At 48.8% G+C, this 25,489-nt stretch carries 25 protein-coding genes; 5 read left to right on the top strand and 20 right to left on the bottom strand.

From position 1 onward, the window contains the following. Nucleotides 1–208: 208 nt before the first annotated feature. Together ACLD72_RS01250 and ACLD72_RS01245 are read left to right on the top strand one after the other, a co-directional pair. Entirely contained in the window at nt 209–1,414 is a 1,206-nt protein-coding gene (locus ACLD72_RS01250) for an MFS transporter (RefSeq protein WP_458475473.1), read from the top strand. Beyond that, the gene (locus tag ACLD72_RS01245; RefSeq protein WP_410995018.1) at nt 1,407–2,039 is read left to right on the top strand and encodes a TetR/AcrR family transcriptional regulator; all 633 of its coding nucleotides are present in this window, start codon (nt 1,407–1,409) and stop codon (nt 2,037–2,039) included. Before ACLD72_RS01250 ends, ACLD72_RS01245 begins: the two co-directional genes overlap by 8 nt. 81 nt (nt 2,040–2,120) lie before the next feature. On the opposite strand, the gene ACLD72_RS01240 is transcribed toward ACLD72_RS01245, so the two are convergent. The 6 genes from ACLD72_RS01240 to ACLD72_RS01215 form a co-directional block, all read right to left on the bottom strand. Next, complete coding sequence (locus ACLD72_RS01240) at nt 2,121–2,927, bottom strand: Nif3-like dinuclear metal center hexameric protein (protein ID WP_410995019.1); 807 nt, start codon at nt 2,925–2,927, stop codon at nt 2,121–2,123. A gap of 31 nt (nt 2,928–2,958) precedes the next feature. Next, the gene (locus ACLD72_RS01235) at nt 2,959–4,428 is read right to left on the bottom strand and encodes a glycoside hydrolase family 32 protein (protein ID WP_410995020.1); all 1,470 of its coding nucleotides are present in this window, start codon (nt 4,426–4,428) and stop codon (nt 2,959–2,961) included. Nucleotides 4,429–4,513: 85 nt separating this feature from the next. Beyond that, complete coding sequence (locus tag ACLD72_RS01230; protein ID WP_410995022.1) at nt 4,514–6,349, bottom strand: beta-glucoside-specific PTS transporter subunit IIABC; 1,836 nt, start codon at nt 6,347–6,349, stop codon at nt 4,514–4,516. A gap of 103 nt (nt 6,350–6,452) precedes the next feature. After that, entirely contained in the window at nt 6,453–7,445 is a 993-nt protein-coding gene (locus ACLD72_RS01225) for a LacI family DNA-binding transcriptional regulator (protein ID WP_410995023.1), read from the bottom strand. 104 nt (nt 7,446–7,549) lie between these two features. Continuing rightward, entirely contained in the window at nt 7,550–7,738 is a 189-nt protein-coding gene (locus tag ACLD72_RS01220) for a hypothetical protein (RefSeq protein ID WP_458475470.1), read from the bottom strand. A gap of 33 nt (nt 7,739–7,771) precedes the next feature. Next, on the bottom strand, nt 7,772–7,951 hold the full coding sequence (locus ACLD72_RS01215) for a hypothetical protein (RefSeq protein ID WP_410995024.1): 180 nt from the start codon (nt 7,949–7,951) through the stop codon (nt 7,772–7,774). A gap of 157 nt (nt 7,952–8,108) precedes the next feature. Between ACLD72_RS01215 and ACLD72_RS01210 the strand changes: the two genes are divergently transcribed. Then, nucleotides 8,109–8,669, top strand: coding sequence for a GNAT family N-acetyltransferase (locus ACLD72_RS01210; RefSeq protein WP_410995025.1), 561 nt, complete (start codon nt 8,109–8,111; stop codon nt 8,667–8,669). A 507-nt stretch (nt 8,670–9,176) separates the two neighbouring features. On the opposite strand, the gene ACLD72_RS01205 is transcribed toward ACLD72_RS01210, so the two are convergent. The 13 genes from ACLD72_RS01205 to ACLD72_RS01145 form a co-directional block, all read right to left on the bottom strand. After that, a complete protein-coding gene (locus tag ACLD72_RS01205) occupies nt 9,177–10,238 on the bottom strand; it encodes an NAD(P)/FAD-dependent oxidoreductase (RefSeq protein WP_410995026.1) in 1,062 nt (353 codons plus the stop codon). 18 nt (nt 10,239–10,256) lie between these two features. Further along, nucleotides 10,257–11,972, bottom strand: coding sequence for an ABC transporter ATP-binding protein (locus tag ACLD72_RS01200; protein WP_410995027.1), 1,716 nt, complete (start codon nt 11,970–11,972; stop codon nt 10,257–10,259). A 46-nt stretch (nt 11,973–12,018) separates the two neighbouring features. Beyond that, on the bottom strand, nt 12,019–13,047 hold the full coding sequence (locus tag ACLD72_RS01195; protein ID WP_410995029.1) for an ABC transporter substrate-binding protein: 1,029 nt from the start codon (nt 13,045–13,047) through the stop codon (nt 12,019–12,021). A 16-nt stretch (nt 13,048–13,063) separates the two neighbouring features. Further along, nucleotides 13,064–13,825, bottom strand: a complete 762-nt coding sequence (locus ACLD72_RS01190; RefSeq protein ID WP_410995031.1) for an ABC transporter ATP-binding protein — start codon at nt 13,823–13,825, stop codon at nt 13,064–13,066. Between the two features lie 4 nt (nt 13,826–13,829). Then, nucleotides 13,830–14,909, bottom strand: a complete 1,080-nt coding sequence (locus ACLD72_RS01185) for a FecCD family ABC transporter permease (RefSeq protein WP_410995033.1) — start codon at nt 14,907–14,909, stop codon at nt 13,830–13,832. A 183-nt stretch (nt 14,910–15,092) separates the two neighbouring features. After that, nucleotides 15,093–16,238: an Rpn family recombination-promoting nuclease/putative transposase gene (locus tag ACLD72_RS01180; protein ID WP_458475467.1), complete on the bottom strand. Its 1,146-nt coding sequence runs from the start codon at nt 16,236–16,238 to the stop codon at nt 15,093–15,095. A gap of 188 nt (nt 16,239–16,426) precedes the next feature. Next, the gene (locus ACLD72_RS01175) at nt 16,427–17,371 is read right to left on the bottom strand and encodes a phosphotransferase (RefSeq protein ID WP_410995034.1); all 945 of its coding nucleotides are present in this window, start codon (nt 17,369–17,371) and stop codon (nt 16,427–16,429) included. A 93-nt stretch (nt 17,372–17,464) separates the two neighbouring features. Beyond that, complete coding sequence (locus tag ACLD72_RS01170) at nt 17,465–17,881, bottom strand: response regulator transcription factor (RefSeq protein WP_458475466.1); 417 nt, start codon at nt 17,879–17,881, stop codon at nt 17,465–17,467. Between the two features lie 71 nt (nt 17,882–17,952). After that, complete coding sequence (locus tag ACLD72_RS01165; protein ID WP_410995036.1) at nt 17,953–18,759, bottom strand: HAD-IIB family hydrolase; 807 nt, start codon at nt 18,757–18,759, stop codon at nt 17,953–17,955. 13 nt (nt 18,760–18,772) lie between these two features. Then, complete coding sequence (locus ACLD72_RS01160; RefSeq protein WP_410995037.1) at nt 18,773–18,949, bottom strand: hypothetical protein; 177 nt, start codon at nt 18,947–18,949, stop codon at nt 18,773–18,775. Between the two features lie 261 nt (nt 18,950–19,210). Beyond that, entirely contained in the window at nt 19,211–20,431 is a 1,221-nt protein-coding gene (locus tag ACLD72_RS01155) for an MFS transporter (RefSeq protein ID WP_410995038.1), read from the bottom strand. 155 nt (nt 20,432–20,586) lie between these two features. Continuing rightward, a complete protein-coding gene (locus ACLD72_RS01150) occupies nt 20,587–21,591 on the bottom strand; it encodes an ROK family protein (protein WP_410995040.1) in 1,005 nt (334 codons plus the stop codon). Between the two features lie 63 nt (nt 21,592–21,654). After that, a complete protein-coding gene (locus tag ACLD72_RS01145; RefSeq protein ID WP_410995041.1) occupies nt 21,655–22,551 on the bottom strand; it encodes an SDR family NAD(P)-dependent oxidoreductase in 897 nt (298 codons plus the stop codon). Nucleotides 22,552–22,705: 154 nt separating this feature from the next. On the opposite strand from ACLD72_RS01145, the gene ACLD72_RS01140 reads away from it, so the two are divergent. Beyond that, nucleotides 22,706–23,182 (top strand): MarR family winged helix-turn-helix transcriptional regulator, encoded by a 477-nt coding sequence (locus tag ACLD72_RS01140; protein WP_410995042.1) that lies wholly within the window; start codon nt 22,706–22,708, stop codon nt 23,180–23,182. Nucleotides 23,183–23,252: 70 nt separating this feature from the next. Next, the gene (locus ACLD72_RS01135) at nt 23,253–24,185 is read left to right on the top strand and encodes a VOC family protein (protein WP_410995043.1); all 933 of its coding nucleotides are present in this window, start codon (nt 23,253–23,255) and stop codon (nt 24,183–24,185) included. Nucleotides 24,186–24,264: 79 nt separating this feature from the next. Here the strand turns inward: ACLD72_RS01135 and ACLD72_RS01130 are convergent, their stop codons facing one another. Then, entirely contained in the window at nt 24,265–25,467 is a 1,203-nt protein-coding gene (locus ACLD72_RS01130; protein ID WP_410995044.1) for a macrolide family glycosyltransferase, read from the bottom strand. Nucleotides 25,468–25,489: the final 22 nt, after the last annotated feature.

Here is a 25,489-nt window from a genome sequence, read left to right as displayed (position 1 = left end):
AAAATCCTCTAATGGGGATCAACATGCCTGGCTCCGGATAATAAGAACATAAAGTTCCGCAATTTTGAAGGCCAACGATTGGTCGTTCCGGCAGCCAACTGTCAAGGACCGTCTCGAGGTATGACATGGTTTACAACCGGCTTGTTTTTCGCTAGTATGGTTTACATAGTGTAATCGATTATTATGTGTAAACCAAGGAGAGACTATGATGAGCCGCCAATTATCCAAATCAGCCAAGTTTCCGCTCTACATTCTGATGCTGAATTTGTTTATCGCCTTGTTGGGGCAAGGCATGGTCATCCCCATCCTGCCTGACTATCTCAAACAATTTCATGCGGCGGGAACGGCGGCCGGTTACCTTGTGGCCGCATTTGGAGCCGCACAGTTTCTTTTCTCGCCAATCGGCGGGCAGTTGTCCGATAAATGGGGCCGCAAAAAGTTGATCATGTCCGGCCTTTTTTTAACCGTTCTGTCCGATCTGCTGTTCGCCGCGTCGACGACACTGCCGCTGCTGTATTTCGCCCGGTTTATCGGAGGCATTGGACTAGGCTTGATGGTTCCTTCCAACATGGCTTATGTCGCGGATATCACAACACCCGAAACGCGGGCGAAAGGGATGGGCTACTTGGGCGCCGCCATGAATCTGGGCATGGTGCTGGGCCCCGGACTAGGCGGCATCATTGCTGAATTGGGCATACGGGTTCCCTATTATTTCGCGGCCGGGCTGGGTCTTATAGCGACGCTGCTGACGATCTTCTTGCCGGAGACTTTGACGCGTGAACAAAGGCAATTGCACAGCAAACAGGCCACTCGTGAACCGATCGCCCGGCAAATTTTGAATTCGTTTCGGACGCCCTATTTTCGCTATCTTCTGCTTATCCTGGTCATGACGTTTGGGTTGGTGAACTATGAAACGGTCTATGCCCTTTTTGTGGAACAGAAGTATGGCTTAAACGCCGGCAAAATCTCCATCATCATTACGGTAGGCGCCGTTATAGGCATTATTGTGCAGGTCTGGCTGCTGGATTGGATCATCAAGCGGCTGGGGGAGTTGAAGCTTATCCGGTTGTCTTTGATCATGACGGGCATAGCCCTCCTGCTGATGCTGATCAGGATCAATTTAGGATATCTTTTGGCCGTGTCCGCCCTGTTTTTTGCCTTTAATGCCTTCTTAAGGCCAACGGTCAGTTCGCTGATCGCTAACGCGGCCGGCGATCGGCAAGGCTACGCTTCGGGACTGAACACCACTTATACGAGCATGGGAAATATCCTCGGTCCGATGATCGCCGGGGGACTGTTTGACAAACATATCGATTTACCCTATATTTTGGGTGCAATCATTCTGCTGGCTACCCTGTTCTTAACGGGAGACAGACAAAAATCGAAGAAAGAGCGGATCGCTGTCCATGATTGAGAACTGGCACCAAAACCTGAAAAACAAAAACCGGGAAGAGTTGATCGCGGCCGGCAAGGCGCTTTTTATGAAGCAAAGCTTCCTCAATGTCAACATTAAGGACGTGTGCGGCAGGGCCGGAGTCAGCCGGGTCACTTTCTATAAACATTTCCAATCCATGGACGAACTGATCTTTGAAGTCCAGATGGAACTGCTGGAGAGCATGACCGAATTTGTGGAGAGAACGGCAGCGGAGGCATTAAACGGCAGGGAACAGCTTCGCTCCATGCTGGACGCCTGGATGGTTTTTGCCCGGCAGCATCCCGAATATATCAAGTTTATCCTGCTGTTTGACCTGCACTATGAAGCTTATGAATCAAACCCGGAGCTTAAGGAACGTTATGAACGCTTTATTCATGAGAAGAAGGAACAGCATTTTCTTATCGCGGCTCTTGAAGCCGGGAAAAAAGATGGCTCCCTAAAACCCGAGCTTGAAGCTTTGGAAACCGCTCAGTTCATCTTCACCTCCATGATGGGACTGCTGCAAAAATTGAGCCTGGCTCCCATGAGTCAATGGGGTCTTATTCCAACGCGGTTTGCGGAAATGCTGATCCAACATGTAAGTGCCAGCTGTTCAAGTCGCTAGCATTGCCAAATATATCCGAAACAAAGTTAAGAAGCCGCTAACCGGCAAATGCTGCGGCTAGTGGCTTATCATCTTTCCATATTATAAATAAACGAACGGCTCTTTCGTATCGATAAATGTAACCGGAATAACGCCCACCAAAGGCTTCAGCCATTCCGCCATAAATTTCATGCCCCATTCCTCGCTCCGCTCATGGCCCAGCACAATCATGCCCTTGTTCATGCCGAGCATCGCTGCATCGTTAACATAAGCGCAAAGGGTCCATTCCGTGATCTCGCCGCAAACCATCACATCCAAGTCCTCGTCCCGCATTAACTCCATGGGCATTTGTTCTCTGCCCAGGCCTAAGCTGCCTCCGCCGACCAAAATCCCTACCCTGGAACATTTCATTTCGGGGTTGCCGACAATCTGGATCATGTCCATCGCCAATTTCCGTTTAAAAAACCGCGCCAACTCGGCCAAAGTCGTCTCTTGAATTCCGTAGAGAAAAGGGCGCTGCTCATCCACCAAGTTGTTTTCCCAGCCGATTTCCCTTAGAAGTCCATCGTAAATCCGGTCCGTTTTGGCCCGGTGCATGTAATCATGGTAACGCCAAATCGCCAAACGGTTGTCTTCGATCAACTTTTTTTTGGCGGCATATAACGGATCTTCCTCCAGCCAATCGGTGGCATCCTTCCCTGTATAAAAGCTCGGCTCATGCGTGATGATCATATTGGCGCCGGCGGCAACGGCCTGCTTGATCACCTCAATCGTGACCATAAACGTCGTTGCGATTCCCTCCACCGGCGTATCATAGCTTCCGCTAATTAACTGATCGCATGTTTTTTCCAGCCTGAAAGCACCGCATGAATCCTCAATAATCGCCTCGATAACTTCCCCTACTTTCATCTGCTTCCGCCTTCCTCTCTATCTAAAGGTTTTAATAATCCCATTTTACGGCTTGAAATGCAACTTGCCCTTCCTTTGCAAAAAAACGAATAGCTTGACTGGCTTGGTCCGGAAAAATTCTGGCGGTGAACACTTCTTCCCCCTCGTTTACAAATACCTCTACGGAGGAAGTATCCACAAATAAATGAAACTTTATCTTATCGCCATCCCCTTCGCAAGCTCTCACCGTACCATACTCCACACCTGTTGGTTCGCCGGATAAGGTGCGGTCAAGGATCACCTTTTTTTGCACGGCATCATATTTCACCACGGTTTTGTTCTTATCGCCCGCGCGAAATTCAATCCCGAATTCCGCCGCATCTCCAACTGCAAATTCACAGATCAGTTCATATGCGGCTCCCGTAAAACCTTCATACCTTTTAGCATCGTTAAAAATGGTGTCCGCCGCTCTAACTTCTTTCTTGCGGAGGGTCTGAAGCTCCCGAACAGGCTGTTGAATCAGTTTCCCGCCATGAACGGTTATTTCCCTCGGCAGCGTTAAGCAATGCGCCCATCCGCTCGGGTCGGTCGGATAATCGATTTCGGGCAAGCCCATCCAGCCGATTAAAATCCGCCGTCCCGCAGGATCTACCATTGTTTGCGGAGCGTAAAAATCAAAGCCCCGGTCAAGCTCGGTAAACGGACCGTGCCGCAGCGTTTTTTCCCGCAAATCCAATGTTCCGCCCAGGACGTAACCCGCTTGATAGATATTCCGATACCGCTCTCCGGCCGATTCCAATCCTTGCGGTGAAAAAATCAACACTCCGTGGTTTTGCAATTCAAAATAATCCGGACATTCCCACATGTACCCGAAACGCCCCAACTGAGTCTTGATTTCTCCTTTAAATGTCCATTCCAGCAAATCGAGTGAGCTGTATAGGACGGCACAGCCTGTTTCATCCGTTCTTTGAGCTCCGATTACCGCGTAGAATTTGTCCCCGTCCTTCCACACTTTAGGATCGCGAAAATGCTCCGTATATCCGCTTGGGACGTGATCAATCACCGGTTTGTCCAGCTTGGAGATGTTTCCGGATGAGTCCATCACGGCAATGCATTGATAGGGGTGCCGAACCGAATTCTCATCCCGCGTGTTGCCCGTATAAAATAAGTGCAGCTTCCCGTCGTGCTCAATGGCGCTGCCCGAATAAACTCCATGGCGGTCAAAAACAGCGTCCGGCTTCAGGCCGATTCCGGCATTTTCCCAATGAACCAGATCCTTGGATTTGGTGTGGTACCAATATTTTAAACCGTGGACCGGGCCCAGAGGGTGCCATTGATAAAACAAGTGGTATTCTCCATTAAAAAAAGAAAATCCGTTAGGGTCATTAAGAAGTCCCGTAACAGGCTGTACATGAAAGGTTTGCCGCCAAGGACAACGATTGACTTTGGATAGCAGCAGGTTCATCTCATCTTCACTTGCATCCTCGATTCGGCGGTATTTTTGTTCTCTCAGCCACTCCATTTGTGTTGCTCCTTTATATTCTGCAATTTAAAATGGGCAATGCCTTTTGCAGAACCGGTTCCACAAAAGGCAATAAAGTTTCGTATCAGAGCGTTAACCTCAATAAGGTCTCATTGGTCCGCACCGTTTCTTTTTCCGTCTGAGCGATGTTTTTATAAGCGCTTGAATTGGTAATTAAGATCGGCGTAGTGACTTCGTAGCCCGCTTCTTTTATCTTGTCCAGATCAAAGCTGACAAGCAGATCTCCGCGTTTGACACGATCGCCTTCCTTCACGTGCGGCGAGAAGTGCTGTCCTTTTAATTTGACGGTGTCAATCCCGATGTGGATTAAAATTTCAGTACCTTCATCCGAAGTAATATAGATGCCGTGACCTGTGCGAAAAACGTTGGAAATTACGCCATCCACCGGTGATACCGCCTTCCCTTCGGCCGGCTCGACGGCCACCCCTTTTCCCATCGCTTCGGACGAGAAAGCCGGGTCGTTCACTTCGCTTAACGCTTTAACGCTTCCGGTTAGCGGGCTTGCCACCGTCAGTTCTTTGGCATCCTTATTATCCGCTTCAAGCGCGTTCTCCGGCTCTTTCTTCTTCTCTTCGTAACCAAAAAGCAGAACCAGCAGCATCGCGCCAAAGAAACCAACGCCCATGCTGATCACATATCCCCAAACCGGCTGAAAAGTCGGGATGACGAAAATCCCCCCGGCCATTTGCGTCGCTTTGACTCCAAACGCGCCGCACAGCCCGGCCGCAATCGCATTCATAATGATGGCGATAATAAACACACGCTTAAAGCGGAAAAACAGACCATAAATAACCGGCTCCGTAATCCCCGATAAAAAAGCCGGGATAAAGCTGGAGAGTGACGTGGATTTAATATTTTTATCCTTCGTTTTCAAAAAAACGCCCAGCGCAATGCCCGCTCCCACAAAAGCCGTGGCTTGTACGGGTCCCAACAGATGATCGTATCCAATCGTTGCGAGATTTGAAATCATCACGGGAACCAGCGCCCAGTGAAGCCCCATAATGACTACCGGGATTGAAACCGCGCCGAACACAAAAGTCGTTAAAATCGCACTTTTGCCCATGGCAAAACTAATGGCCGAAGCAAGCGCATTCCCGATATAAACGCCAAACGGGCCAAACACGATGACGGTCAGAGGCACGACAATCATCAATGACAGCATCGGGATCACTAAGGTTTGCAAATCTTTGTGAACGATTTTTTTCAGGAATCTTTCCAGTACGGCATAGGTGCTGACCGCCAAAATAACCGGGAACACCGTGGACGAGTAGGTCATCAACACGACGGGAATGCCTATAAATGAGCTTTTGTCTCCATGCTGCAGCAACCCTGTAAAGTTGGGCTCCAGCAAAGCGGCCCCGATCGTGCCTGCGACATAGGGATTGACCCCCATTTTCATACCGAACGTAACCCCGAGGATGATCGGCAGGAAATAAAATACGGCGTTGGCAGCGGCGGACAAAATAAAGTAGGTGCCGCTTTCCGGCGAAAGCCAGCCCAGCATGACCAGAATGCCGATCAACGCTTTTAACATACCCGAGCCTAAAATGGCCGGAATAATGGGCGAAAAGCTGCCCTGGATCACATCGAAAATTTTGGACTTTTTCTTGCCGCCCGATTTGCCGCCGTCTTCTGCAGCGCTTTCATTCCCGCTCCCAATGTTGCTGATTTTCGTAATCTCTTTATACACCTCGGGGACATGCATGCCGATGACGACTTGAAATTGGCCCGCGCTTTCAACAACTTGGAGAATATCCAATTTTTCAAGCTTTTCTTTATCCGCCTTGTTATTGTCCTTGAGCACGAATCTTAATCGGGTCACGCAATGAGTGAGGCTTGATACGTTTTCTTCCCCTCCGACGGATTGGAGAATATCCTTCGCCAACTTTTGATAGCTCATTTCCTTCTCTCCCTAAAATGTAAATTAAAACGCTAAGAGGAACCGGTTCCAAAACTCCCGAAAAAGAAAACCGATGACTAGAACCGGTTCCATGTTAGTTATTCTATTCTCTTTTTGATTTATTGTCAACGCTTTCTCGCTCAATCATTTCAAATTTGGACAACGTGACCGGCGGAAAATCCTCTCCGTTAACCAGTTTGATCATCCCGCCTGCCGCGTCCCGGCCTGCGTCCTTATAATAAAACTTAATCGTAGTCAATCCGGGGTGGGTGACCTCGGTGACTTCATACCCTCCAAAACCTGTGATCGACAAATCCTCGGGAACGCGAATCCCTTTTAAGTGAGCCGCTTTTAATGCGCCAAGCGCAATGTTATCGGTCGCGCATACCAGAATCGAGGGATGGAAGGCGTCGATGATGCCGCCGGCTTTTTTCACCGCCTCCTCCATTTTAAAGCTTGTCTCATAGTACTTAACTTCACAGTTCCCCGCTTCGCTCACGGCCCGTTTGAACCCTTCCTTGCGCTTCAAGCCGACCGCGATATCTTTTTCGGAAACGCCCAGATAGGCGATTTTCCGGTGGCCTTTCCGAAGAACGTATTTACCGATTTCGTAGCCCGCCGATTCGTCGTTATGTATCACGCTGTACACTTTGTCATGCTGCTGGCCTACCAGGATCACGGGAATGTTCATTTTATCGAACGCCTCCAGATGAGCGTCGGTAATTTGCGTAGCAAGCAAAATAATGCCGGCCACCTTTTGATTGGACAAACTGTAGATACTTTCAATTTCCCGCTCCAAATCCTGATTGGTATTCGCAATCAACATTTGGTAATTCAACGCTCTCAATTGCTCATCAATACCGATTAACACCTGCGACGAAGCAAAAGAATCGAGCCGGGGAACCACCGTTCCGATAATGTTGGTTTTTTTGGCTTTTAGGCTTTGCGCAAAGGTGTTGGGGACGTACCCCGTATGATGGATAACTTGTTCAATCTTCTTTTTGGTCGCTTCGCTGATCGGCCCGCCGTTCAGATAGCGTGAAACCGTACTTTTGGCCACGCCGGCCAGCTTGGCGATATCCGCAATTGTTTTCATTCTTCCAACCCCGTGTATCAATAAATTATGATTCTATGGGATGTATTTTATCCCATATTGTTAAACAAAGCCACTTAGATCACGATATCGGTCCGGTGGCGGCTTCATCCTCTCCTCTCGATCACAGAGCTGTACGGTGCATAATTTTTCATCACCCATTCATGAAAAATCCGCCAGGCTGAACTGGCATCGGGCGCCGAAAAAATGAACCTGCCGCGCGCTTCCTCGCTGCTAACACGAGAATCGGCAAGCTCTTTGTCCTCCCCTTCGTCCAGAAGAACGTCATAAAGCACCGTCTTTGTTTTTGAAGTCTACGGCGTGGATATTTAACCCTGCTTTAAAAAGTCCAGATGAATCACGGAAGGATCGGGCTCGGTGAACCATTCGCCACCAAAGCTTCGTTCGTCCACGAGATAACCTTGAAAATAGCCGTCAACCACGGCGTTCAAAAAGCGGTTCTCCGCGCCATGAAAATTATCCATCAATACTTGCAAATGCTTGTCCATCGGGCTCCCTTCCTCAGTTCAAAGTGGAATCCTAGTGTATCTTACAACTCTATGGTAACGGAGCCGCCTTTTTTTGTAGATTATATCGCCAAAACATGATGTCCAAGTTAAAATAAGGTAATTCGAAAAACAGGCTTAAAACCAGGGAGGTATGGGAATGGTGCAGAATCATTTAATCCGTATCGAAGGAAAGGCCATTGAACTGCGTTATGCGCGCGTCACGGATCTGGACGCCTATTTTGCCTTTTTGCAGGATGCGGAGATGCTTCGGCTGACGGGGAGCCAGGGGGATTTTACCCGGGAAAGCACGGAAATGTGGCTGCAAAAGATCAGCCAGGCGAATGAAGACCGGATCGACTTGATGATCGTTGGAAAGGAATCGGGCGAATTGATCGGCGAAGTCGTCTTGAACGAGATCGATCCCGTTAACCGGAGCGCAAACATCCGAATCGGGATCAAAGGAACGGAGCATCGCGGCAAGGGGTACGGAACAGAAGCGATGATGCTTATGCTGCGGTACGGGTTCGAGGTTTTGCGGCTGCACCGGATTCATTTGGGAGTCTACTCGTTTAATCCGCGCGCGATCCATGTTTATGAGAAAATCGGCTTCCGGCGAGAAGGAGTGCTGCGCGACGAGCTGTATATGGACGGCGAATACCACGATTTAATCCTGATGTCGATGCTGGAGGACGAATATCGCGCTTTGCATGGATTATAAAACTTAAACGCGGAAAGAAGTTGGGGCCGATGCTTTTTAAACAACATATTCTTGAGGGAATCGTCAAAATGTGTTTGATCAGCTTGGCTCTGACCAATAATTGCAAATCATACAACTAACTTTATATCCATTAATCCAATCATTCGTTTAATTGCATTTCATACAAATATTTCTTTGTCTCTTGGCCTCTTCTTCGAAAGATAGCGGAGTAATTGCAGGTTTTGCACTTAATCAAGCGCTGTGGCAGATTTCCGGATAAGTAACTTTATATTTTACAACTACTCTAATCAACAATAGACCAAGAAAGCTGGATTAGGAAGCAGGTACGCTCGGGTGGGGCGATCGTTTTACTACAACTGCTGGATATGATCCTCGAAGTCGTCTTGAAAACCGGGAAAAGCTTTCTCCTTTGATCCAGTGTCAACTCCAGATTTGGTTCGCCGCTAATTGCGTATAACGAAAACCAGGCTGCCCCTACCGCAGTCTGGTTACGTTATGAGTGACCGCTCAGGCGTCTTCTTCGGCGACGCCAAGCGCCATATTCTTCTCTTTGAATTTGGCATTATGGGAAGAAACGTATGCCGCCGCAGGCGCATCCGGCTCCAAGTACAGCTTGGCGCTGTTCACCGCTAACGCCGCGTCGGTGAAAGCGCCGGCGATCAAATTCAGCTTACTGGCATAACGCGCCACATCGCCGGCTACAAATACCCCCGGGAGGTTGGTCGCGAGTTTTTCGTCCGCGCAGATGTCCCATTGCCCCATCTCCAGCCCCCAGTTGACGACGTTGCCGAAATCGCCGCGCAATCCGTGATTTACGATTACGGCATCCACTTCAAGCCATTCCGCCTCTTCCGACAAACGGCCTTCCGAATCGACGCTAGCGATCGATACCGCTTCAATCGCTTTGCCGTCAGCGCTGCCGCGAAGCTGCTTCACGGCATACGGTGTAAGAACGCAAACCGATGACTCCATCATCCGTTTCACATTGCGCTCATGTCCTCCAAAACGTTCGCGACGATGTACGACGGTGACGCTTGCTGCTAACGGTTCCAATTCGATCGCCCAGTCCACCGCGGAATCGCCGCCGCCGGAAATGAGCACCCGTTTGTTACGGAATATCCCCAGTTCCTGCACCGTGTAATGGAGATTGCCAACCTCGTAGCGCTCGGCCCCTTCGATGTCCAGCTTGGCGAGTTTCAGAACCCCCCGCCCCAAAGCGAGGATCACCGTTTTTGTCCAGTGGCGCTCGCCCGTTACCGCCGTCAGCAGCAGCGTGCCGTCGGCCCGCCGCTTCAGTTCGCTGATTTGTTGCCCCAATACGATCGTAGGATCAAACGTCATCGCCTGCCCGATCATTTGCTGCGTCAGCCGCTCGCAGCGAACCGGCGTTACGCCGCCGACATCCCAAATCATCTTCTCCGGATAGATCAGCGTACGTCCGCCGAGTTCCTCTTTCGCCTCGATCAGCTTCGTTTTCATATCGCGCATTCCGCTGTAGAAAGCTGCGTACAATCCGGCCGGTCCGCCTCCGATAATCGTTACGTCATATAGTTCTAAATCTTGCGTCATCTATTTCCCTCCCGCCTTTTAAGTGCCAAATTGCGCCCTGTGCAAGCGGCTGTATACGCCGCCCGCAGCCACCAGCTCCTGGTGACCGCCTTGCTCGGCGATCCCTTGATCGGTCACGACCACGATGCGGTCCGCTTCTTTGATCGTCGCCAGCCGATGTGCGATGACCAGCGTCGTCCGTCCATGCGACAGCTCCGCCAGCGACTGCTGAATCGCCAGTTCCGTTTCCGTGTCCAGCGCTGAGGTCGCTTCATCGAGGATCAGGATCGGCGGATTTTTCAGAAACATACGGGCGATTGCGAGACGCTGCTTCTGGCCGCCGGACAGCTTCACGCCCCGCTCGCCGATAACGGTATCCATCCCCAGCTCCTGGGCACGGATGAATTCATCCAACTTCGCCCGCCGCGCCGCTTCCCAAACCTCTTCTTCGCTTGCACCAAGCTTGCCGTACAAGATATTTTCCCGAATCGTCCCGGCAAATAGGAATACATCCTGCTGCACGATACCGATCTGACTGCGCAGCGAATCCTGCGTCACCTGGCGGATATCCACACCGTCGATGCGAATCGAACCGCCCCCCACTTCGTAGAAACGCGGCAGAAGGCTGCACAGCGTCGTTTTGCCCGCGCCGGACGGACCGACGAAAGCGATGGTTTCGCCTTTGCGGATGACCAAATCCACCTGATTAAGCACCTTTTTTTCCCCATCGTATCCAAAAGTGACGTTTTGGTAGCGAATTTCCCGCTCGAACGGTTTCATAATCGCCGCATCCGGCGCATCTTCCACATCCGGTTCCGTATCCAACAGTTCCGTATAGCGTTTGAAACCGGCGAAGCCTTGCGGATAACTTTCCACGATTGCGTTGATCTTTTCGATCGGCCGGAAGAAGACGTTGGTCAGCAGCAGGAAGCCGATGAACTCGCCATATGAAATCCGGCCGCGAATAACGAACCAGGTGCCGCATACCATAACGAACACCGTGACGAGGCGCATCATCACGTAGCTGATCGAACCGTTTCTGGCGATCAGCTTGTAGGAGGCGAGCTTCGTCAGGCGGAAGCGCCCGTTGCTGACAGCAAACTGCGCTTCCTCGTGCGCTTCGTTAGAGAAAGCCTTCACGACCCGAACGCCCCCCACGCTCTCCTCGATACGGGCGTTAAAATCGCCGATATCCTGGAACAACTGGTGGATGGCCTTCGTCATCTTTTGATTGAAATAAACGACCACCCACAAAATGGCCGGGACGATAACGAAGGTCACCAACGCCAGTTGCCAATTGATCGCCACCATCAGCCCGAAGGAGCCGGCTAGCGTCATTACGGCAATGAATAAATCCTCCGGCCCATGGTGCGCCATTTCGCCGATCATGTTCATGTCGTTCGTCAACCGGCCGATCAGGTGGCCGGTTTTCGTATTGTCGAAAAAGCGAAACGACAGCTTTTGAATATGCACAAACAGCTTGTGGCGCATATCTGTCTCGATGTTGATGCCAAGCATGTGACCCCAATAGTTGACGACGTACGTCAGCACCGCGCTCAGCACATATAAAACGACGAGGCCAAGCGAAGCCCAAACGACCAGATCCCACTTGCCGCCGGGCAGCAAGTCGTCGACAAACACGTTAACGGCGATCGGAAAAGCGAGCTCCAGCAAGCCGGCAATAATGGCGCAGCCGAAGTCGAGCAGAAACAATCGCCGGTAAGGCCGATAATAGGCGAAAAATCGTCGGATCAATGGAATCGGCAACTCCTTCCTGGTTGTTACTCCCCTTCAATCTTTTTTATTTAAACAAGTCCGGGTACATCTCCTTGGCCAATATTTCCATCCCATCGATCGTATTGTAGCTGTATCCGAACATATAGTTATAATCCACCGCGTAAATTTGCTTATTTTTGATCGCTTTCATGCTGGATAATTTGGGATTGGCGTAAAGCGCTTCTTTAAGCGTGTCCGCACTAACACCGCCCGTTGTGACCCAATCCGGAATGATTAACACGTCCGGGTCAGCCTCAATCAGCGTTTCTACGCTTACCTCTCCGGTTACCTCCTTGAAAATATTGTCCAGTTTAATCATCTGGAAGGCATCGTTAAAGAAAGTCTCATTTTGAGCCGCGTAAACATTCACTTCATTGGGATCGCTTATATGCAAGTATGCGAACGTTTTTTTCTCCGTAATGCTTGATAGTTTCGAAGCGATAGCCGCTTGTCTGTCCTTTAACTCCTTAATAAAGCTCTTGGCTTGATCCTGCACGCTAAAGATCTCGCCTAAATTCTCCAGATCTTTATAGATCGAGTCATACGATCCCCCGGTCACTGAAGATTCAAGGACATAAGTTTTAACCCCCATGTCATTCAATGCGTCTACCGTCCCTACTCCCCAGTCGGCATTATCGAATAGTCCGCCCCGACCCAAGACCAGATCAGGATTCGTTCCCAATGTAACCTCTTTGCCGACATAGCTGTCGCCGAGAATATTCAATTTGGCGTATTCCTCTTCCACTGCTTTATCCGGTGCCCCGAAGTTTGCCCCTACCCCGGCGATTTTGTCAGCCAGCCCCAAATGCAGCAGCAGCTCCGCCGCCGGTCTGGTATTGACCATAATACGTTCAGGCGCTTTATCAAATACTTGCTCCTTCTTTTCCCAAGTCGTTCCGCCTTCCGCCTTCGTAAAGTTTTGAATCGTTACAGGATAATGGCTTTGCGCTTCGGTTTGCGCTTCGTCCGGGCCGCTTGTCGCCGCTGTCCCTCCGCAAGCGCTTAATGTCAGCATCACGGCTAAAGCGATGCCTGTTAACACATGTTTTTTCACTAATCATTCTCCTCCTTTATATTCCAAAAGCGAACCCCAACCCGTTCGTAACGGGATTAATATAAGTCTGGCATTTGACTTGATATAGCGACTCGATGGTTGCTGGCGTCAGTACCTGTTCCGGTGTGCCGTGCGCATACACCTCGCCGTTTTTGATCGCATACAGATAATCACAATAATGCGCGGCCATCTCCAAATCGTGAAGAGCCGCCAGCACGCCGATGTTCAAACCTTTCACGCACGATAAAATTTCCAGCTGATAGCGGATATCCAGGTGATTCGTCGGTTCATCCAAAATCATGAACTTGGGTTGCTGCGCGATGGTTCTCGCTAAAATCACCCGCTGTTTTTCCCCGCCGGACAGCGATAAATAACTGCGGTTTTTGTAATCCAGCAAATTCGTTCGCGCCAACGCTTCCTCCACGATCGCATAATCTTCCCGTTTATCCGACTCCAGCATTTTTTTATGCGGCGTCCGGCCCAACATCACCATCTGCCCCACGGTTAAATCAAAGTTCATTTCATTAAATTGGCCAACCACGCCGAGGCGCTGGGAAACTTTTTTTTCGGAGGTTTTCAGCACGTCTATGTCATCCAAAAAAACGGTGCCTTTTTGGGGCACTAAGCTTTTGTATATGCTTTTTAACAGCGTCGATTTTCCGCAGCCATTAGGCCCAATCAGGCCGACGAATTGCTGGTTCTTCACCAGAATCGAAACATTTTTGACGATTTCCTTTTTACCGATTCGGACTTCCATTCCTTTCGCGGTCAATTCCATTTTGTCACCCTCCGAAATTGTAGCCTTTTTTTACGATCATGTAGATGAATAACGGCGAACCGATCACCGAAGTAATGATCCCGATGGGTAATTCAACATTGTGTATGAGCGTTCTGGATAAGATGTCCGACCATATCAAAAATAGCCCCCCGAGCAAAAGCGTTCCCGGCATCAACCGCTTGTGATCCGCGCCGAACAGGCCCCTGGAGATATGCGGGACAATCAGCCCCACGAAGCCGATCATTCCGGCATAAGCAACCATGGTTCCCGTGATAAGAGCGGCGGCGATCATATAAAATTTACGGTAGGCGCTTAAATTAATGCCGAGGGTAATGGCGGATTCGTCGCCAACCAGCATCGTATTGAGCACCCGGTGTTGAAACAGAAACAGGGCGCACACCAGCAAAACGACAACCGCCATGATCGGCGCTTTTTCCCAGCTGGACGAGGCCAAGCTCCCCATGGACCAAAATGTGACCGTCTTAATGCCTTCGGCATTGTTGGCAAAATAGATGATCAAACTTGAAAAGGAGCTGCACAACGCACCGATGACGACCCCCGACAAAACTAGCTTCACCGAGGTCGCTTTGCCGCCGATGCTGGACAAAACAAGCACCGCGACCGAAGTGATCATAGCGCCAACAAAGGCTCCAAAAGCAACGCCGAACTGGGACAACAGGGCGCCGCTACCAAACCCCACCAGAATAGCGAACGTCGCCCCTAGCGACGCCCCCGACGAAATGCCGAGGATATAAGGATCAGCCAGCGGATTTTGCACGACGGCCTGCATCACGGCTCCGCACAAAGAAAGCCCCATGCCGATGAGCAAGGCAAAAATGACGCGGGGCATTCTAACCTGCAAAATGATATTCAAGTAAGATTCGCTTTCGACTTGATCCAATGCCCCCCATTGGCCGTTTGTCAATGTATGTACCATGATCTCCATGGCTTGCCGGAACGGAATATGAACCTGACCGATGGATACGGAAAAAACGGCGGATATGAGGATGAAACATATTAAGAAAAATATGAAAACATAGTAGATGCTGCCTAGTTTTTTTTTCTGGACATCTTCGCTGTTCAAAAATTCACCTCCCCAGCCATTGCGCAGTAAAAAGATGATAGTGAGAATCATTATCATATATTACGTTATAATTTACCAAAATTCAATCGCTATTTAGAAAATCGTGAAAATAAATAGCAGTAACTGAGAATTGCACTCAATTACTGCTATTGTAATAGTTCATTAGTTATACCGATCTCCCAATCACGGTTTTTCCTCAGTATCCACTTCCTTCCTCTTTATACTGCTCCCGGACTTAAACGCTAAGCCCTCTGTTTGCAACGCCTCCCTAAGAACAGGTATCGAACGAGGTCCTATTCCATGAAGTTGTAATATCTCAAGTTCGGTAAAGGCGGAAAGCTTTTGTAAAGTGGTGATCCCCTCGTGCTCCAATGCCCGTCTGGCGGGATTCGAAAGCAGCGAAAGAAATCCCGTGTCTGGTTTCAATCCTTGTTCACAAATTGGACAGGTCGGACAATCGCTGCTTTTGTAGTAGCGATGGCCTTTGTCACAAATCCTTAATTTCTTCTCTGAGATCGCCAATGGGGATACCAACTCCTCACAAAGGTTAAGCTTCACAACTTGCTCTTCAGATAGCCCCGTAACTTTGGCAACCAGGGATATCTCCATTCCTTCGCGCAGCATATTAAGGGCAGTTTTCTCGATTCCCTTTTCCACGCCAACTGCTATGCCTTGCTCAATGCCTTTCTCCAAGCCTTCCTCCAAACCTTCCTCGTACCCCAAACGACTCCACACGGGCATCAGTTTCATAATAGACTCACCTTCCTCCGGGTATTGTTCTTTCAACTCTTCCAGCAACCGCTTGTCTTGCTCGGGATCGGCATTGAAATACTGATCCGCCACCGACATGATCAAGGCCATTCGCGCATCATCCAGCTTTCCTTGTAGCCGTAAAATCATCCGTAAATACGCCAGGCGTATTTCTCGCTCTTCTCCCTTAGTATAGCCCATTTTTGCCAGCAGCGCAGCAGCCACCGGATTAGCGGAATCGATAAATTGCCGCCAGGGTTGCTTCCGCAGCTCCACCTTCATGAACTCAAACCACAGAATAGGCTGCTGCGGCGTGCTCATCATCAGCGTATTTTTCTCCTCCTTAGCCTCATCCGCTGTAAAAATGGCGATGGGAATAATCAGTTTATACTCCTTCCGATGCCGCTCAAACAAACGGCTGAAGTAGATGAACATTCGCTCATGAAAGTCGTTTTCCCGGTAGGACTGCGGTTCGATGTGGATCAATATGTACGCATCCAGCTCCAAGTATCTCGTCTCCAGCAGCAGATCCAGCGTCCGCTTCTCCTCGCCAACGATATCCACAAGCAGTTCCTGCATTAAAAAACGAGTATGACGATGATCGAGTATAATCCGACAATTTTGCAACAAAAAAAGCACACCGCCACAGCGCCCTTTGGCGCCAGCAAGTGTGCTTCACTTTTTCGTTTATTTTTATAAATAAACTATATCATTGATCAGCATGGGAAAGCAATGTTGTTTTCGCGAAAAACCATTCCCCGTTTCAATCAGCCGTTAATTTCATTCAATTCTTTGTTCAAATGACGGATTGTTGCGGCACGTTCCTGTTCCTCCTGCCGATCAAACATGAGCTGCTCCATAAATTCCCAAATATCCTCCAATTTGCGTCTGGCCCGATAAAATTGCAGCACAGCGGGGTTGATTGCAAAATCGTTATGGACTTCACGATAGACGGAAACAAAATGATCATAATAAGGCTCGTCAAACCAAAACATCAAATCGGCTTCCACAGGCGCCAGTTTTAGTCCTTCCCAGTCAATCAACATTAGCTTCCCGTCGGATTGCATCAGATTCCAGGGGTGAAGATCGGTATGGCACAGGGCCATCTTTAGACTCCTCTTTCTTAAATCGGCGGACAACTCCTCCACGGAATCCGTTAGCCTTTTGAGTTGTTCCAAGCGAGAGCATATCAATTCCGCCAAGTCATGAGGAAGCACATTGACCTCCCGAGCCATCGCCATCCTCAGCTGTGCCAAAAACGGAACGGAAAAATCCTCTTTAATAGCTGTTGTATCCATCGGGATTTCTTCTCCATGTAAATGAAGCTCCGCTACCATGTTCGCAAGCTCGCCAACCTGATTCGCGGTTAACCCTTTATCGCCGATCGTTTCCCCTTCGATATATTCGTATAGTAAATAGATCCCTTCGTCATCTTCACATTTGTAGGCGCCGGTTTGAGTTGGCACGGGAACGGGAAGCCTGCCTTTCAAGCGGCTATGTTCCATAAGCCAAATCGTAATCGGCACATAATGATCAATGAGAGCAGTCCATTTTGGGGTCGACGCCCGGCTTTTTTCATAAACCTTTAGGAAGAAGGAGCTCTTGTAGCTGTATACTTTAAAAGCAAGCGCCGCCCAACCGCCCTGTTGTGGTAAAATATTGGTAACTTCCAGATCGTAGTGCTCTTTCAAAAGGTTTGTGATCTTGTCCATAGGTTCCCCCAAAATTCCATCGGATTTTTCATCAGAAAATGATTCAGTTATACTTTAAACCACTTCCAGGATAAAGTCTCCTTTTTCTTACGATTAATCTGGACTAATTAAAGTGTCTAGTATTTCGTATAGCTCTGGTTTTCCGAATGGTTTTAATAAACAGTCTGCAACTCTGAGCCTCATTGCTTTTCTCAAATGACTTAGGCAGTAATTATTTATATCTGTCATTGCAATCCATTTAGTGTCCGGAAACCTGTAGGCATAATTCTCAATGAACGTAAGTCCAGCCATTCTTGGCAACGTGATATCTATAAATACTATATCCATATGATCCCATTCCATCATAATAAGAGCTTCCTCAGTTGAAGCAGCCTCAAATACATTATGCTCTGAAAAGGTATTTGCAACTATGCGCTTGATGCCTTTCCTCATAACGGCCTCATTATCAATAATTAGAATATTCATTGTCCTCATCTTACCTTTCACCCCTATTAAAAAAACGACAGCCAAGACGTTGTAATCGTAACAGTCTCAGACTATCGTTTTTCATGAAGTGGGTTATTCCGAATTTTGCGGTCTATCTATCCTTTCGTTAGATCCATCAGCTTCTGTATCGTCAATAACACGCCATTCTCTTCATTGGACTTTGTGATAAAACTGGCCGCTTTTTTTGTATTCTCGCAAGCATTGCTGACCGCAAAGCTGTACTTCGCAATGCTCATCAGTTCCACATCATTTTCACCGTCTCCAAAGGACATTGTTTCCTCGAACGTCACTCCGAGCATATCCTGGAGTTTTTTGACCGTTTCCCCCTTATGGGTGTGGAGCGCGGTAATGTCCAGCCATTTGGGTTCAGAATCAACGATGTAGATTTGTCCCAGCAGCGTATTTTCCACATGTTTTCTTAACGCTGAGCTGCGGCCTTTGGGATCGTAAACGGTAATTTTAATAAAATTACCTTCAATTTTTTGGAGCGAGTCAATTTTAACCACTTTTTCATAAGAGCCTTTAACCACGCTGAACAATTCGTCTTTTATCGTGGATTGCACATAAGCCGCTTCGCCGGTACAGGCAATAATCGTCATTTTCGGATCAAAATTTTGAATCTCTTTAATGGATTTCTGGGCCAAATCATAATCAATTGTAAATTCCTTGACAACCTCCCCATCCTTTTTGATTCTTGTTGCGCTATCTCCCAGGATCCAGATGCCTTGGCCATGCTCCCCAAACAATTTCTCTACTCTCTCGCATTGCTTCCCGGTGCAGGCAGCGAAAGCAATACCTTTTTTCTGCATTTCGGTATATACCCGGTTAAACAATTCAATATCAAATAAACTCTTATTATTTAAAAAGGTTCCATCGAGATCGGTCACGACGAGTTTAATCATGTTAGTCCTCCTTCTAGTGCACTTTCTTATCTTCATCCTCATGCCCGCTACTATTAATATTGCGACTAAACTTCTCATGTAAACGTTTGGCGTAAATCTGTGTCCTGGGAGATTCAACCACACCTTTAACCGCAAAATACACGCCAATCAGTATGCACACACCTAAAACGGCTTGAACGATGATTGACATAGTGCACTCTACTCCCCTTAAAAGTTAATATAACTCCTTTATAATGTCGTTTTATAAAGCATCCGCACCAATCACTTGTAAACTTGTCTAATACAATAAAAGCGTAAACGTTGTAACGCGTTACATGTCAAGGTTTAATTCTATTCAAATAAATCATCAATGGAACGAACCGGTTTCACCTCCATGGGCTGTTTGGACATCGCTAGACACGCATAGGTTCCAGCCCATATGACGGCACACAAGATAATGTATGAAAGCATCCTAAATCCTCGCTTTCTCTTGTTTGCTTAAAATGCGGTTTATTTTCTCCGCGCTCATCATCATGAAGACAAGAAAAGCAAGCACAACAAACGGGAACAAGGTTATGTTCGTCTGTGTCGCGATGATTCCAAAAAGCGGCGGAAGAAATGTGGTTCCCGTATATGCGGCCGCCATCTGATACCCCATCAGCCTTGCCGAATTTTCTCTCCCAAACCGGGCCGGCGTTTCATGCAGAAGCCCAGGATAGATAGGGGCAAGCCCGAGTCCAATCAGAATGAATCCAAACAAGGTAAGCGGGATCGGCAACGGAAGCAAAAGGATGATCCCGCCGGCAATGGCAACAATCTGACCGCACCGGATTAACACACGATTATGGACTTTCAGCGTAATAAAACCGGTAACCAGCCTTCCGATCGTAATTCCCCCATAGTATAAAGAGATCCAGCCGGCAGCCGTCTCCGCCGCAACATTTCTCGCACCAACCAGGTAGCTGGCTCCCCATAGCCCCACCGTGGCTTCAACCCCGCAATAGAACAAAAAGGCGATAAGGGAATGTTTGACGCCTTTGATGCGGAGGACATTGGCTTTGGAACTTCCCTCTGGCTGTAACAACCCGGATTCAACTTGGGTCTGTTGCACTTCGTTTTGGGAACGTTCTAGCTCACGGCTCGCAGCGACGCGTTTCCATAGGGGGAGCGTAACAAACAAAATAATGACGAGTGCGAACTGTATCATTGATATTGCAGCATAACCCTCTCTCCAGGAGTTATGGCCGGCAATATAGGAGGACATAATAATCGGTCCCATGGTCGCCCCTACGCCCCAGAAACAATGTAACCAGCTCATATGATAGGCGTTATAATTTTCAGCTACATAATGATTCAGCGCCGCATCAACGGCACCCGCGCCAAGACCGAGAGGAATGGCCAAAAGAACAAGCCAGATCATCGAGGGGGCCACAGAGAATCCAAGCAGCGCACCGGCAGTCATACAGCAGCTGATCAGGGTAACTTTGCCCGTCCCCAAGCGCTGAATCATACTCCCGCTAGCCAAACTGGATACGATGGTTCCTCCCGCCACAACCATGGACAAGATTCCGGCGGAGCCAAATGAAGCACCGATGTCGGGCCACATCACGGGCCAGGCCGATCCCAGCAAAGAATCCGGAAGCCCCAGGCTAATAAATGCCAGATATATAATAATCAAAAACCAGGTTGCCATAGCACATCCCCTTCCATAGTGAATAAAAAAACACCATACTTAAACTACTTTATAAAGTTCATTTATTTAATATGCATCAGCAGCTTTCTTTTGTCAATACATGGAGCTCAAGCAGCAAAAAGAAAACCCCATGATTCCGATCAAGGGGTTCCAAGTTACATAAAATGGCTCAGGGCCGGCTCCAATTCTTTGAGCGTCAGCCAGCGCATGCCTGCCTCAAAATCTTGTTGAAATGTCTCTTGCAGCATCACTTCAGGATAGGACGGCATAGGCTTCCTATTCCGATAAGCTTCCCATGCGGGGTTCCAGAGCTCTGCTTCTACCTTGTCCTGATATATCACGATTCTGTCCGGGGCCAGGACGGCGTTGACGCTTTGAATGATTTGACACACTGAGCCCACAAATGTTTCCTTGTCCATCTCATGGTACCAATCCGAATCCATCGGGAGAAACTTGATCTCTCCGGCCATGCCGTTTTTTCCTTTGAATACTTTTCCATCGAGATAAATGCCCATGCCTGGCGGGTACCTCGCAGGGAAATAAATACCCAGCACACATTGCGTATCATCCAAATCCTGCTTTGCACAATACCCGCTGATCGCAGCGTTAACATCATTCTCCACCATAACCGGCAATCCGAATTGGGTTTCAATATCTTCAATCATGCGAACACCCATCAGCGCCTGATGAGCGCTCACCGTAATCTCGCCATTGACGGCCTGTCCGGGAATGCCGATGCCAATCACTTTAATGGAAGGGTATAACGTGAGAAAGTGTTCGATCATGTCATAGAACTGTTGCCGGTCAAAAACAGGCATTAAATATTCTTCTTTTTGCAAAATATAATCTTCCAGATTCACGACCGCCACGGAAATAAGCTCCTGCCCTTGTTTCTCTTTCATGTAAATGACGAGCGCGAGACTAAAATCATAATTGTAACGATAGGTTAGCGCCGGTCTTCCGCCGTTGGAGGGAACGGTTTCGTCTTCAAATATTTCTCCAAGATCATGCAGTTCCTTCACAAGGGAATTCACCGTAACTACGCTCAGCTTGGTCAACGAGGCCAGCTGCGGTTTGGTTGCCGTTTCCACCCGTTTCATCGCCTGGCGCACATTGTTTAAATTGATTTCTTTTATCAAATTAGCGTTTGCTTTTTTCATCAGCATCCCTCTTTAATTATCACGTTTCTACTCCACACACCATGTTCGCGCATATAGCTAATTTTACACGGATATCCCCCGGTTTTCATCTTTTTCTATCCATCGCCCTAACAATTCCTCGGTGGCACTCCACAACCGGCTTTGCACTTCGGGATCCCCGCCGGGATGTACCGGAACAATAGGCTGTCCACTGCCCACGTTAAAATATCCCCCGGTTACTCCCTGATATTGAAATGCTGTAACTAATTGAAGGATGATGCCCGCCCCTCTTTGCGGATTTCCTATCCTTAAAAATCGTAATACGGAGGCAAGTACCGAAGAGAACCCTAACTCACGTCCAAGGCCTGTCACATTAAACCCAGGATTAAGAGCATTCACGGTAACTCCGGTTCCCTCCAGCCGCCGTGCCAGTTCACCCGTAAACATAATATTGAGAAGCTTTGTTTTTCCATAAATGCGGGAGGAGCCCACCCTTGAAAATTTCGATGTAGCCGTTAAATCCTCAGGTAGTTTAAGTTCGCCATGGTTGCGAGATGCCTCTGAAGCAACATTTACAATTCTGGCCTGCTGCGAAGCCATTAACGATGGAAGTAAGATGTCCGTCAATAGCCAGGGGGCAAGATAGTTCACCGCGATCATTTCCGGAAGTCCTTCTGCGGTTATTCGCTGTTCGAAGCCATGCAAGCCTGCATTATTTACCAATGCATCCAGCTTCGGATAAGCAGCTTTAATTTCGTTTCCAACCCGTTTGACATCTTCCATGAGAGAAAGATCGGCGTAGAAAAAGTCCACTTTAACATTAGGTGCCGCATGTTCCAATTTATTTCTCGTGATCTCAGCCCGCTCCTCACTTCTGGCGGTTAATACAAGATGCGCCCCCTGTTTAGCCAATTCCATTGCCGCCAGCTCTCCAATACCGCTTGTCGCTCCGGTCATTACAATAATCGGCGTTGTCTGCATATATAATCCTCCTAATTCCTATGTTTATTTGTGATTCAAACCTTTTCTTTCAGCTTGATGTATGCCAGGGACTCCAATATAATTGACATATATCAATCATATAGATTTATTTGATATATATCAAGTAATTAAATGTGAATGGGAGAAACAACCGATGAAAGATAGAAATTTGCCCTCAGACAGAATGCAGTTGGAATTCAATCTTGGCGAGCAGCTCAATGCCCTTCTCAGTGCATCGCACGCCATCAATATGAAAACAGCGGAGATTTTCGATTCTGCCTTACAGCCTGCTGCCTTTGTGCTGGTTCGCTGGCTGCTGTCGTATGGACCGGCAAGTGCAACTCAGTTAGCGAAATCCACAGCTATGGATCGAAGCTCCGTGAGCCGCCTTGTCGCTCAATTGAAAAAATCGGGATATGTGAAAAGTGAAGAGGACCCTAACGACCGCCGTGGAGTGCTGCTGTCTCTGACAGAGGCGGGGCGTGAAAAAGCCATCCTGGCTTTAAAAGAAAAAGAGGCAGAGTTTTATAAACGGATTGAGAATTGGGATAATGAGAAGCTTGAATCGTTTGTTCATATGTTAAAAAGCTTTAACGGGCTGGAGAATCACCAACAAGACAGCAATCGATAAGAAACGTAAATTCATTTTTTCGGGTACAATAAAAACGATTGTCCACCTTACTATTTAGGAGGAAAATGTGATGAGTGATGCCAAGAACAGTTCGCCGACCAATCCCATCATTCCGCACCTGTGGTTCGACAAAGAGGCCAAAGAAGCCGCGGAGTTCTATTGCACCGTTTTCCCGGATTCCAGAATCACGAGCGCGGCGGCTTTGCGCGATACACCCTCGGGCGATTCCGATCTCGTTTCGTTTACCGTCTGGGGACATCCGTTTATGGCGATCTCTGCGGGGCCGTACTTTAAGATCAACCCTTCCATCTCGTTTATCGTGAATTTCGACCCGTCCCGAGAGGAGAACGCGAGAGAGATGCTCGACGAGGTATGGGACAAGTTATCCAAAGACGGCATCGCGCTTATGCCGCTGGATAAGTACCCGTTCAGCGAACGGTACGGCTGGATTCAGGACAAGTACGGCGTTTCGTGGCAGCTGATGCTGACGAATCCGGATGGGGAGCCGCGGCCGGCGATCATCCCCTCCATGATGTTCGTGGGTGAAAATTACGGCAAAGCGGAAGAAGCTCGCGAGTTCTATCTTTCGATCTTCCGCAACTCCAAGCCTGGCAACCTGTTTCGGTATGGCCCCGGCCATGAGCCGGACCGGGAGGACGCGGTGATGTTCACCGATTTTATGCTGGAGAACACCTGGTTTACGGCCATGGACAGCGCACATGAACACCATTTCAACTTCAACGAGGCCGTTTCCCTGTTAGTTAATTGTGAGACACAGGAAGACATTGATTACTACTGGGAAAAACTTTCCGCCGTCCCCGAAGCCGAGCAATGCGGCTGGCTCAAAGATAAATACGGCGTCTCATGGCAAATCTCTCCCGCTGCGATGGACGAAATGATGACCAAGGGTACGCCGGAGCAAATTGACCGCGTCACTCAGGCGTTCTTGAAGATGAAAAAGTTCGACCTTGCGGAACTGCAAAAAGCGTTTCAAGGGGAATGACTTGGAACAAGAGCTCCCCCGCAAAAACGGGAGGATGCCATGGCCCAAAGCCCGGCATTCCTCCCGTTTTGCAACTTAATTATTCAGTTATGCCCAAACTTCGTTTATACGCAAAAATCTCTTCGACAGCTTGCTGATAGCCGCCCGCGGCCCGGAACGAATCGCCGAGTTCAACGCATGCCTTGCGGATTGACGCATCTTCGAGCACCCGTTCCGCCACCTCCCTGAGTTCTCCCGCAGTTAAGTCTGCTTGATTTAACTGGACCCCCGCGCCCAGTTCAGCGACACGCCGGGCTATTACTGGCTGGTCGGCGCTTTGGGGCAATACGATCAGCGGCACGCCATAATACAGGCCTTCACTGGTGCTGTTCATCCCGCCGTGAGTGATGAACAATTTGGCGCGCTGCAGCACTTCGAGCTGCGGTACGTAGCCCGCCACGATAAAATTCGTGGGAATGTCCCCCAATTCCTCCATCCGGGTTCGGCTGCCAACGGATAAAATCACGGTGTACTTTGTTTCGGCGAACGCCGCAAAACAAAGCTTGTAAAAATCCACCGCTTGGTTGAACACGGTGCCGAGCGATATGTAAATCAGGTGATCCGTATCCACATGGGAGAAATCAAATGAATCGTTTGAGCGCGGCACGACAGACGGCCCAACAAACTTGTACGTCTCGTCCAAGCTTTCCCCATCGGGTTGGAAACGTTTCGACGTGTAGACGATAGTCAGTGGTGCGGGATTGCAAAAAATTTCGTAGGCGGAGCCTGCTTGCACGTGGTATTTCGCTTGCACACCGCTGACCAGCTGTTGGAACTCCTGCTTGGCCTGTTCATTCACGTCTGCCGGAAAATGGCCCGACAGATGCTCCTGCAGACGGTCAAAGCCGGTTTGCTCCATGGCAAAACTTGTGCACGAGTTGACGGCCGGCAAGCCAAGCATTTGCGCAAGCAAACGCCCGCAGCCAAACATCGAGTCATGAATGATGTAATCAAAACGCTCTCCCTCAGTTTGCTCTAGAACGCTGGGAATGACAATATCGGCGGTGCGCAATAGTCCGCCCACTCGCGCCCAAGGCGTTCTTCCGCCCGCAAGGAACGCCTCCAGAAATTTCCCGACATCGAACGTGATCACTTTTGCGCCCGTCCGCTCGACACGATCGCGATATTGCTCGGCAACGAAGTACACCACTTCTTCGCCGCGGCGGACAAGTTCTTGCACCACACCGAGGGTTGGATTGATATGTCCCTCGGAACCTCCGTTAATAAATAAAACGCGAGCCACAGTCATCACCTCTCATAACAAA

The sequence above is a fragment of the Paenibacillus lacisediminis genome (genome assembly GCF_046567315.2).
The sequence above is the reverse complement of the archived record's forward strand: the minus strand, read 5'-3'. Positions and strand labels throughout refer to the sequence as shown.